The organism is Pyxidicoccus fallax (assembly GCF_012933655.1).
GTDB classification, from domain to species: Bacteria; Myxococcota; Myxococcia; order Myxococcales; family Myxococcaceae; genus Myxococcus; species Myxococcus fallax.
This window is the reverse complement of sequence record NZ_JABBJJ010000418.1, coordinates 1-9,834: the sequence shown is the minus strand read 5'-3', so window position 1 is coordinate 9,834 and position 9,834 is coordinate 1. Positions and strand designations below refer to the sequence as shown.

Annotated in this window: 8 protein-coding genes and 1 pseudogene; 7 read left to right on the top strand and 2 right to left on the bottom strand. The window is 70.3% G+C overall.

The features are described 5' to 3' along the window. Window positions 1-649 (bottom strand): annotated as a pseudogene (locus HG543_RS47260) (Clp protease N-terminal domain-containing protein); the annotation flags it as partial. A gap of 299 nt (window positions 650-948) precedes the next feature. On the opposite strand from HG543_RS47260, the gene HG543_RS47255 reads away from it, so the two are divergent. From HG543_RS47255 to HG543_RS47225, 7 genes are read left to right on the top strand one after another with little or no spacing between them, the layout of a single operon-like run. Further along, window positions 949-1,584 (top strand): YIP1 family protein, encoded by a 636-nt coding sequence (locus HG543_RS47255; RefSeq protein ID WP_343073615.1) that lies wholly within the window; start codon window positions 949-951, stop codon window positions 1,582-1,584. Beyond that, window positions 1,581-3,020 (top strand): TolC family protein, encoded by a 1,440-nt coding sequence (locus HG543_RS47250; RefSeq protein ID WP_169351547.1) that lies wholly within the window; start codon window positions 1,581-1,583, stop codon window positions 3,018-3,020. Before HG543_RS47255 ends, HG543_RS47250 begins: the two co-directional genes overlap by 4 nt. Then, window positions 3,017-4,285 carry an efflux RND transporter periplasmic adaptor subunit gene (locus HG543_RS47245; RefSeq protein WP_169351546.1) on the top strand — a complete coding sequence of 423 codons (1,269 nt, stop codon included), beginning with the start codon at window positions 3,017-3,019 and terminating at the stop codon, window positions 4,283-4,285. The genes HG543_RS47250 and HG543_RS47245 overlap by 4 nt, the downstream gene beginning before the upstream one ends. After that, the gene (locus HG543_RS47240; protein WP_169351545.1) at window positions 4,282-5,034 is read left to right on the top strand and encodes an ATP-binding cassette domain-containing protein; all 753 of its coding nucleotides are present in this window, start codon (window positions 4,282-4,284) and stop codon (window positions 5,032-5,034) included. The genes HG543_RS47245 and HG543_RS47240 overlap by 4 nt, the downstream gene beginning before the upstream one ends. Continuing rightward, on the top strand, window positions 5,031-6,275 hold the full coding sequence (locus tag HG543_RS47235) for an ABC transporter permease (RefSeq protein ID WP_169351544.1): 1,245 nt from the start codon (window positions 5,031-5,033) through the stop codon (window positions 6,273-6,275). The genes HG543_RS47240 and HG543_RS47235 overlap by 4 nt, the downstream gene beginning before the upstream one ends. Window positions 6,276-6,279: 4 nt before the next feature. Next, window positions 6,280-7,512, top strand: coding sequence for an ABC transporter permease (locus HG543_RS47230; protein WP_169351543.1), 1,233 nt, complete (start codon window positions 6,280-6,282; stop codon window positions 7,510-7,512). Window positions 7,513-7,552: 40 nt separating this feature from the next. Continuing rightward, window positions 7,553-8,539 (top strand): cysteine synthase A, encoded by a 987-nt coding sequence (locus HG543_RS47225; protein ID WP_169351542.1) that lies wholly within the window; start codon window positions 7,553-7,555, stop codon window positions 8,537-8,539. A gap of 7 nt (window positions 8,540-8,546) precedes the next feature. On the opposite strand, the gene HG543_RS47220 is transcribed toward HG543_RS47225, so the two are convergent. Next, a partial coding sequence (locus tag HG543_RS47220) for a ligand-binding sensor domain-containing protein (RefSeq protein WP_211194650.1) occupies window positions 8,547-9,834 on the bottom strand: 1,288 nt, incomplete at its 5' end.

Below are 9,834 nucleotides of genomic sequence, written 5' to 3'. Positions count from 1 at the left end.
GGGCAGGGGGGAGGACGGGCGCGGAGGACACGCTCTCCGAGTCGTCCACGTCGATGAGGTCCCTCGGCGACAGGGCGGGCGTGGAGCGCGACGGCCGCGACGGCAGGGGCGTGGGTGGCGCGCCCGGAATCGCGCGTGGCATGCTCACCGCCACCGCGGACAGCGGCAGGGGCGAGGGAGGAGCACCCACCGGACGGCTCACGGGCGGCCGGTGCCCCAGCGCCTGCGCGCGGCCCGTCTGGAGGAAGCGGGGCATCCGCCCGCTGGTGAAGAACGCCATGGCCGTGGTCCGCAGCGTCGCCAGATCCAACCCCGCCAGCTGCAAGAGCTCGTTGGCCGCGCACCGCACCCGCGTCACCGCGATGAGCAGGTGCAGGCAGTCGGCTTCCCCGGAGCCCAGGCTGGTGGCAATCTCCCGCGTCTTCTCCCGCAGCTCACGTACGACACCATCCGACTCTGTCGGAGCAGACGTGAGCAACTGCAACAGGGAGTCCTCGTCGACGCCCCGCTCCTTCAAAAGCAGCTGGGCGCGGTTCTCCACCGTGAACAGGGCCAGGAGCACGTGCGCCGAGGTGAGCCTCTGCACCACGCTCTGTGCGATGTCGTTCGCCTCGTGGAGTACCTGCGCGAGATCCGTGCTATCGACCATTCGAGCTCCGGCAAGCGGGCAGGCGAGCGGAATACACCCTCCCCGGGCCTCCGGCAAAATTTCCGCTACAGGTCGCTACATGTCCGCTGAAACACTGAGGTAGAAAGCCCCAAATAGCGGAATTCGGTTGGCTGCCTGCCCGTTCTCCGCGTCAATTCGGGTGGCCGGGCAATTGCCTGAGGGCGAGTGCCGTACATCGCTCCGAGACACTCAACACTATGACCTCACTCGTCCAACCGGTTCGCGTCTTCGTTGATCCTCTAGAGGGGACCCGCACCGCCGTCGAGGCCCACCGCTGGGTGTGGCCTCTCCTCATCCTCGCACTCTGTGTGTCCGCCTCCGGGACGCTCTTTTCCCTCCGCTGGGACGCCGCGCCGGATGTCATCCGGCAGCTCCAGGGCATGGGGCAGCTGGCCGGCATGTCCGAAGCGGACCTGACGGACAACATCCAGACGGCCACGCGCAAGGCGCTGGTGGGCGGCATCGCCAAGGGCGTCTTCGTGATGCCCCTGCTCACATTGCTGCTGGCGTGCGCCCTATGGATGGTGGGCTGGCTGTTCGACCAGAAGGCGTCCTTCGAGCGGCTGTTGTCCGCGGCGGCCCTGGCGATGCTGCCCATCGCGCTCTACCACCTCATCTTCACCCTCTGCGCCGCGGCCCAGCACACGCTCACGGAGGCGCGCGCCGAGCAGCTGGTGCCGTCCCACCTGGGAGCGGTGCTGACGGGGCTGAGCCCGAAGATGGCGCGGCTGGCGTCGACGGTGGACTTCTTCAACCTCTGGAGCGCGTGCCTGCTGGGGCTGGGCTTCTCCGCCGCCACCGGCATGCGCCGGAGCCGCGCGGTGGCGCTGGCCCTGGTGCTGTACGTCATGTACGCGGGCGTGACGATGGTCGGCCTGCCGGCGGTGGTGGTGGTGGGAGGGGGTCCGCGATGAACGCCCTCATCGTCTCCGCCCTGCTCGCCGCCGCGCCCGCCGCGGCGCAGGACTCCGCTCCGGCCGCGACGCAGCCCGCCACGCCGGCCCCGGCCCCCGCGGCCACGCCCGCCACCGCGCCCGCCGTGGCGCCGGAGGCCACCAGCCCCATCACCCTCGACGAGGTCCGGTCGCTGGGCCGCCGCAACACGAACGCGCTCCAGGCCCTGCTCGACGTGGAGACCGCCGAGGCCGACGTGGGCGTGTCCCGCTCGGCGCTGCTGCCGCAACTGTCGTTCAACGCCTCCGCCGGCAAGCTCTGGCAGGGCCGGCGGCGGGCCGTCGTCACCGTGCCGAACCCGACCGCGCCGGGGACGTTCGTCACCCAGGAAGTGGAGACGCCCTCCAACGACTTCGAGCAGTACGACCTGGGCCTGAGCCTGTCGCAGATCCTCTACGACCGGGCGCGCTTCAAGCAGCTCGAGCAGAGCGGCGTGCTGCGCGACGCGGAGAAGAGCCAGGCGGTGGAGGAGGCGGACACCTCCGAGCTGGAGGCCATCCGCCGCTTCTTCGCGCTGTTCCGCACGCAGGCGTCGCTCCAGGTGCTGGAGGCCACCGTCAAGCGCAGCGAGGAGCAGCTCGAGCGCGCCCGGGCCCTCTTCCAGGCGGGCCGCGTGGGGAAGAACGAGGAGATCACCGCGCTCGTCAACCTGGGCAATGACCGCATCACCTTCACGGAGACGCTGGCGCAGCTGGTGACGGACCAGACGAACCTGGCCATCTGGCTGGCCCGGCCCGGCACCGAGCCGCTGCTGGCGGTGGACCCCGGCGTCCTCACGCAGGAGCCCGCCCCGGCGCCCGGCATGGACATCGCCCTCGCCCAGGCCCGGGAGCGCAGGCCGCTGTTGCAGGCGCTCCAGCTCCAGGTGCGCTCGGCCGAGCTGCAGCGCGCCATCGCCCGGGCGGACTACATCCCCCGGCTGGCGGCGCAGGGCAGCTACTCGCGCCAGGGTCCGGACGCGGAGGACGTGTTCACCGAGCCGCGCCTGCAGAACAACTTCACGGCGGGCGTCAACCTCACGTGGAACCTCTTCAACGGCTTCGCCACCGGTGCCCAGACGCGCCGCGCCGAGGCCGCCATCCGCCGGGCGCAGCTCGTCCTGGAGCAGTCGGCGCGGGAAATCGAAGCCAACGTCCGCCAGGCGCACCGCAGCCTGCTGGCCCAGCTGGAGGCCGCTCGCCTGGCCGCTGACAACCGCGAGGCCGCCGTGCAGGGACTCCGCCTGGCGGAGGAGCGCTTCCGCGCCGGCGCGGGCTCCACCCTGGAGGTCCGCGACGCCCAGCTCAGCCTCACGCGGGCGGAGCTGAGCTTGCTGGAAAATAGGATTGATGTCGAAATCGCCCGCTTCACGCTGATGCGGGCCATGGGCGCCCTGAGCCCGGGAGAGACGAAATGAAGTGGTGGAAGGGTGCCATTGCCGGTGTGCTGTTCCTGGGTGCGGCGGCCATCACCGCCGGCGGACTCAAGGAGCGGCCGCCGCCGTCCCAGGAGGTGCAGATCGCCAAGGCGCGCAAGGGGACCATCACCCGCACCATCACCGGCGCGGGCAAGGTGCAGGCGGCCACCACGGTGAAGATCTCCTCCAGCCTCTCCGGAGACCTGGTGGAGCTGCTCGTGAAGGACGGCGAGCCGGTGAAGAAGGGCCAGGTGCTGGGCCGCATCGACAAGCGCCTCTACGAGGCCGCGGTGAAGCAGGCGATGGCGTCCCAGAACGCCGCGCGCGCGGACGCGCAGGTGGCCGAGGTGGAGGTCTCGCGCAGCGCACAGGAGCTGGCGCGCGTGGAGGACCTGTCGAAGAAGGGGCTGGCGTCCGCGGCCGAGGTGGACACGGCGCGCGCGACGAAGAACACCGCGGACGCGCGGCTGGCGGCGGCCCGGCAGCTGCTGGCCCGCAACGTGGCCATGGTGGACCAGGCGCAGACGGACCTCGCCAAGACGACGCTGCAGTCGCCCATCGACGGCAACGTCATCGAGCTGTCGCGCGAGGTGGGTGAGCGCGTGCGTGGCTCGGACCTGTCCGAGGACGTGGTGATGACCATCGCCGCGCTCAGCGCCATGGAGGTGAAGTTCGAGGTGGGCGAGCACGAGGTGGTGCACCTCAAGCCGGGCCAGCCCGCCGAGGTGTCGCTGGACGCGCTCGAGGGCCAGACGTTCCAGGGCTCGGTGGTGGAGATTGCCCAGAAGGCGCTCATCAAGAACGCGGGCACCGAGGCGGAGGTGACGAGCTTCCCCGTCACGGTGGCGCTGGACTCGCGCCCTCCGGGCGTGCTGCCCGGCATGAGCGCCGAGGTGCGCATCTCCGCCGAGACGCGCAACGACGTGGTGCTGGTGCCCATCCAGGCGGTGACGGTGCGCTCGGAGCGCACGCTGCCGGACTACAAGGCCCCCATCGAGGGCGGTGGGCTGACGGCCAAGCGCACCGAGTCGCTGGCGAAGGTGGTGTTCGTGGTGGACGCGAACAACAAGGCGCAGGTGCGCCGCGTGCAGACGGGCATCGCCTCCGACACGGAGTTGGAGATCGTCAGCGGCATCAGCGACGGCGACCGCGTGGTGGAGGGCCCCTACCGGACGCTGTCGAAGGAGCTGAGCGACGGCGACAACGTCCGCGAGCCCCAGCCCGGCCAGGGCCCGGGTGGCATGAAGGGTGGGCGTAAGTCGTGAGTGACGGCGGCAACGCGAGCAAGCTCATCGAGGTGCAGGACATCACCCGCGTCTTCCACGTGGGTGGCGAGGAGGTGCGCGCGCTGCGCGGCGTCTCCTTCGGCATCAGCCGCGGCGAGTGGGTGGCCATCATCGGCCAGTCCGGCTCTGGCAAGAGCACGCTGATGAACGTGCTCGGTTGCCTGGACACGCCCAGCAGCGGCCGCTACACGCTCAACGGCAAGGACGTGTCGCGCATGAGCGACGACGAGCTGGCCGTCATCCGCAACGAGGAGATTGGCTTCATCTTCCAGACGTTCCAGCTGCTGCCGCGCGAGACGGCGCTGGCCAACGTGGAGCTGCCGCTGGTGTACCGCGGCATCCCCGCGCGCGAGCGGAAGGCCCGGGCCACGGCGGCGCTGGAGAAGGTGCAGCTGGCGCACCGCATGCACCACCGGCCCAACGAGCTGTCCGGTGGTCAGCGGCAGCGCGTGGCCATTGCCCGCGCGCTGGTGGCCGAGCCCTCCATGCTGCTGGCGGACGAGCCCACGGGCAACCTGGACTCCGCCACGGGCGAGGAGATCGTCCGGCTGTTCGCGGAGCTGCACCAGGCGGGCAACACGCTGGTGCTCGTCACGCACGAGCCGAAGCTGGCGGCGCGCTGCCCCCGGGCCATCCGCCTGAGTGACGGAGAGGTCGTCGCCGACGGCCCTGGCCGCGAGGTGGCGCTGGGCATCGGCCAGTCGGTGATGGCGGCGGGGGGCACATGAAGTTGAAGTTGCCGCAGGGCGTCCGGGTGGATGTGGTGGAGGGCGCTCGCATCGCCGTCTTCTCGCTGAAGGCCAACCGGCTGCGCACGGTGCTGACGACGATGGGCATCGGCATCGGCGTGGCCACGCTGCTGGCCATCGTCGGCATCATCCAGGGCCTCAACACGTCCTTCCACCGGCAGCTCGCCACGTTCGGGGCCAACACGATCTACGTGTCCAAGTTCCCGTGGATCATCAAGGGCGACTGGTGGATGTACCGCAACCGGAAGGACATCACGCTGGACCAGGTGGAGCGGCTGCGGCACGCGGCGCCCTTCCTGACCGCGCTGTCGCCGTCGGTGCAGCGCGTGTCCGACGTGGAGCACGGTGGCGAGCAGCTGTCCACGGTGCGCATCCAGGGCGTGACGCAGGAGTACCTCGCCATCTCCGGGTACGAGGTCACCGCCGGGCGCTTCCTCACGGAGGCGGACGACGAGACGACGCGGCCGGTGGCCGTCATCGGCACGGAAGTGGCGGACGGGCTGTTTCCCGGCATCAGCCCCCTGGGGCGCACCATCCGCGTGGACAACCGCACGTTCCAGGTGGTGGGCACCCTCAGCCGCAAGGGGAAGGTCCTCAACCAGAGCATGGACCTGGTGGTCTTCATCCCCTTCAAGACGTTCTATTCGAGCTTCGGCAAGGGCCGCCGCATCGAGATTGCCATGGCGGTGGAGGACGCCTCGAAGCTGAAGCAGGCGGAGGACCAGCTCGTCGGCATCCTCCGGCGCATCCGCTCCACGCCGCCGGGCCAGCCGGACGACTTCTCCATCAACAAGCCCGAAGCCATGGCGCAGACGTACGAGCAGCTCACCGGCGCGCTCTACGGCGTGGCGGTGGGCGTGGGGCTCATCACGCTCTTGGTGGGCGGCATCGGCATCATGAACATCATGCTGGTGTCCGTGCGCGAGCGGACGCGCGAGATTGGCGTGCGTCGAGCCCTGGGGGCTCGCAAGCGCACCATCGTCTTCCAGTTCCTCATGGAGGCGGCGAGCGTGTCCGCGGTGGGAGGCCTGCTGGGCACCACGGTGGGATTGGGGACGGCGAAGGTCGTCTCGCTCATCACCCCGCTGGCGGCGGACGTGCAGGCGGGCACCGTGGCGGGCGGCGTGGGCTTCGCCGCGCTGGTGGGCCTGCTGTTCGGCATCTGGCCGGCGGCCCGCGCGGCGAACCTGGACCCCGTGGAAGCCCTCCGGTACGAGTGACGCGATGCGAGCCTTCCTGGACAACCTGCGGCTGGCGCTGGGGACCTTCTTCGGCAACCCCCTGCGCTCGCTGCTGACGCTGTTGGGCATCGTCATCGGCGTGGCGACGGTCATCACCATGATGGGGCTCATCGAGGGCCTGCGCCTCAAGGTGAACAACGACCTGGGCCGGATGGGCGCCCACACCTTCCAGGTGACGAAGTGGCCCGCGGGCGGCTTCGGCCGCATCAACTGGGCGAAGTACGCCAAGCGCAAGCCCCTCGAGATGGACGACGTGCGCGCCATCGAGCAGTCCTGCCCGTCGGTGGGCGTGGTGGCGCCCACGGACGACGAGGGCGGGCAGAAGATCGCCACCGCCGCCAACGAGACGCAGCCGAGCGTGCAGGTCTACGGCACGCAGACGAACTACACGCTGACGAGCGGCGTGTCGGTGCAGTCCGGGCGCTACTTCAACGACGTGGAGGCGCTGGACGGGCGGCAGGTGGTGGTGCTGGGCACGGACGTGGCGGACGTGCTGTTTCCGGGCATCGACCCGGTGGGCCACGAGGTGCGCATCAAGGGGCGGCCGTTCCGCGTGATTGGCGTGCTGCAGCGGCGCGGGAGCATGCTGGGCATGTTCAGCATGGACAACCAGGTGATGATGCCCCTGCGCGTCTTCCAGCAGCTCTACGGGAAGAGCCGCTCCCTGGACATCGACGTGCAGGCGAAGGACCCGGAGCTGTTCAAGAAGGCGCAGAACGAGGTCACCACGCTGCTGCGCCGACGGCGCGGCGTGGAGGCCAACGTGCCCAACGACTTCGAAATCCACACCAACGAGTCGGTGACGGCGTCGTTCAACCAGCTCTCCATCGTCATCACCATCGCGGGCATCGGCGTGTGCCTGTTGTCGCTGGTGGTGGGCGGCATCGGCATCCTGAACATCATGCTGGTGTCGGTGATGGAGCGCACGCGCGAGATTGGCGTGCGCAAGGCGCTGGGCGCGAAGAAGCGACGCATCCTGGGGCAGTTCGCCACGGAGGCGGTGCTGCTGGCGCTGATGGGCGGGGCCATGGGCGTGGGCCTGGGCTTCGGCCTGGTGTTCCTCGTGGACTGGGTGCTGCGCTTCCCCATGTCCGTGCCGCCCTGGGCGGTGGGCCTGGCGCTGGTGATGAGCTGCGGGGTGGGGCTGCTGTTCGGCATCTACCCGGCCGCCCGCGCGGCGCGGCTGGACCCCGTGGAAGCGATGCGCGCCGACTGATGACGGTGGGCGCGCCCGACACGACGAGGAAGACACACGCATGGCGCCACGGGTGGGCTCTCTCTGGGACGCGGTGGGGAACACGCCGCTGTTGCGCATCGGCTCGCTGAGCCGGCGCACGGGCTGTGACATCCTCGGCAAGGCCGAGTTCATGAACCCGGGCGGCAGCATCAAGGACCGCGCCGCCAAGGGGATGATCCGCCGCGCGGAGGAGCAGGGCCTGCTCAAGCCGGGCGGCACCATCGTCGAGGGCACCGCCGGCAACACCGGCATCGGCCTGGGCCTGCTGGGCCGTGAGCGCGGCTACCGGGTGGTCGTCACGATGCCTGACAACCAGGCCCGCGAGAAATACGAGCTGCTGGAGGCCATGGGCGTGGAGGTCCGCAAGGTGCCCGTGGTGCCCTTCGCCAACCCGCTCCACTTCTTCCACCAGGCGCGCACCCTGGCGGAGCAGCACGGCTGGTTCTGGGCGAACCAGTTCGAGAATCCGGCCAACGGCGACTTCCACTACGAGACGACGGGCCCGGAGCTCTGGGAGCAGTGCGAGGGCCGCGTGGACGTGCTCGTCGCCGCGGTGGGCAGCGGCGGGACGATGTCCGGCGTCAGCCGCTTCCTGAAGGAGAAGAACCCGGCGCTGCGCGTGGTGCTGGTGGACCCTCCGGGCTCGGGGCTCTACTGCTTCGTGCGCGAGGGGAAGATGGAGGGCAGCGGCTCCTCCATCACCGAGGGCATCGGCATCATGCGCCTCACCGAGAACTTCCGCCGGGCCCGCGTGGACGAGGCGATGCGCCTGAGCGATCAGGACATGGTCGAGACGCTCTACCACCTGGCCCGCGAGGACGCGCTGGTGGTGGGCACCTCGGCGGCGCTCAACGTGCGCGCCGCGTGGGAGATTGCCCGCCGCCACCAGGGCGAGGGGCTGCGCATCGTCACCTTCCTGTGCGACCACGGCAGCCGCTACGCCTCCAAGGTGTTCAACGCGGACTTCCTCGCGTCGAAGCAGCTCGAGGTGAAGCCGCTGCCGTGAGGGCGCGTCAGTCCTCCCGCAGCACGGTGAGGCCCGCGTCGGTCAGCACGTACAGCGCCGCCGGGGCCACGGTGGGGTCGTAGACGAGCTGGAGCACCTTCTTGCCCTTCACGTCGTCCACGCGGGTGAGCGACTCACCGTCCGCCTCGATGCGCCACAGGCCCTCGTCGTTCGTGCCCACGTAGACCTTCCCGCCGTCCGTGGCGGCCAGCGCCGTCACGTTGTCGGAGGGCAGGGGAGTGACGCGGGTATAGGTCGCGCTGGAGCGGTCCTTCACGTCCATGCGCCACAGGCCGTGGTCGCGACTTCCCACCCAGGTGGCGCCCTGCCGCGTGCGGGCAATGGCGCGCCAGTGGTCGAAGGCCTCCAGGCTGTTGAGCTGCGCGTTGTGGCCCCGGTAGCGCCAGGGCACCGGGCCTTCCCAGGTGCGCTCCTTGTCGAAGTCCTCCAGCACGCCGTTGGGCTCGAGGATGCCCACCATCCAGTCATTGGCGACCAGCACCTCGCCGTCGGGCCCGATGCCGAGTCCCCAGTTGAAGCCCGCCTGGAGCGACTCGCCCTCGGCGTACCACGCGGCGTGACGGTGGCTGTTGTACGTGAGGCCGCGGATCAGCGTCACGCCGTGGTTGGTGCCGATGTAGAGGTCCCCCTTGTCGCGGCCGCGCGTCACCCGCTGGCACGTGAGGACGGAGCGGTCCTCGTCGTAGTGGAAGTCATTGGTGTTGCGGATGCCGAGCTGCTGGCTGCCACCGGACACGCCGACGCTGCGCCACAGGTGCTCCTCCAGCACCACCGTGCCGTCGGACTCCAGGCGCACCGCGTCCAGGTCGCCCTTCTGGTACTCCGCGAAGCGCGCGTCGCTGTAGTAGGGCTCGCCGGGCGCGGGAATGTACGCGTGCGGCTTCCCCGGTATCTCCCGTTGAAGTTCGTAGGTGTGGTAGCCCACGTACGCGCGGCCCGCCTCGCCGCCGCAGATGACGGTGGAGCCCAGCGCCTTCTTGTCCCGCCCGAAGCCGCCCGCCGCCTGTCCCACGCCGCGCGTCCACGTGGGCTTCGCGTCTCCGGGCCGCAGCACGCCAATCTCCGCGCCGCGCAGCAACCAGAGGTTGTGCGCCTCGTCGACGCCGATGCTCTGCACGCCGGAGCCCAGCTCGTACGCAGCCGAGTAGTCCTTCACCGCGTCCGTGGGCCAGGGGCCGGGACCGCTCGGCGCGTCGCCGGACGCGCGCTTGCCGTCCTCGTCCGACGCACCACAGGCCCCCACCAGCAACGCCATTCCCACCACCGCCCACCGC